Source organism: Vibrio sp. Vb1554, from assembly GCF_033344235.1.
This window is the reverse complement of record NZ_JAWPOJ010000511.1, coordinates 1-1,000: the sequence shown is the minus strand read 5'-3', so window position 1 is coordinate 1,000 and position 1,000 is coordinate 1. Positions and strand designations below refer to the sequence as shown.

Genomic DNA, 1,000 nt, shown 5'->3' with positions numbered 1-1,000 from the left:
ATCCTCTTGACGAACAGGACAATGCAATCCCGGGATTGCTGCATAAATACAAAAACCGAGTGCTGATGATCGTCAAAGGCGGCTGTGCGGTGAATTGCCGTTATTGCTTCCGTCGTCACTTCCCATATCAAGAGAACAAGAGCGGCAAACAAGCTTGGAGCCAGTGCATCGAATACATGGCGGAAAAACCAGAGCTCAATGAGGTGATTTTCTCTGGCGGTGATCCATTAATGGCAAAAGACGATGAGATTCATTGGCTGCTGGAACACATTGCTAAGATTCCGCACATCAAACGTCTGCGCATTCACAGCCGTTTGCCTGTAGTGATCCCAGCTCGAATCACAGATGAGCTGTGTCAGTTGCTAAAAGCGTCACGCTTGCAAATTATCCTTGTTACGCACATCAACCATGCTAATGAGATTAACGATGAGCTGCGCCAGGCAATGAAAAAACTAAAAGAAGCCTATGTCACCCTGCTAAATCAGGGAGTTTTACTAAGAGGCGTTAATGATTCCGTTGATGCCCTGAGCCAGCTCAGCGAGGCCCTGTTCGATGCTGGGATCCTGCCGTATTACTTGCACGTGCTAGACAAAGTCCAGGGAGCGGCCCACTTTATGGTCGATGACGAACGAGCCCGACAACTAATGGCTGGCTTATTAGAAAACGTCTCTGGCTACCTGATCCCGACCCTCACCCGTGAAATCGGCGGCCGAAAAAGCAAAACGCCGCTCGACCTACACCTTGCATAACCATCTATAACCCCTACAAATCATGAGATTTTGTGTCGGTCGAGACGCAAAATCTTACGATTTCTCTCTGATTTTTGTTTATTTTCAGAAAACTCAATAAAAAAGACACCAAACCGTTCTAAAACATTTAAGTCTCATGTAGTCTCTGCCGCCTAGATTATTTGCGACACAAAATATGGAATGAAGATCACACTATTGTGATGAAAAATGGTCGAGTTTACGACATCCATATTCAACCAAACTGAAGATGA

Annotated in this window: 1 protein-coding gene; it reads left to right on the top strand. The window is 45.8% G+C overall.

What is annotated here, in order from left to right:
• The coding region (gene epmB / locus R8N28_RS27415; protein ID WP_318183943.1) for an EF-P beta-lysylation protein EpmB at positions 1-749 on the top strand (749 nt) is incomplete at its 5' end.
• Between the last annotated feature and the right edge of the window lie 251 nt (positions 750-1,000).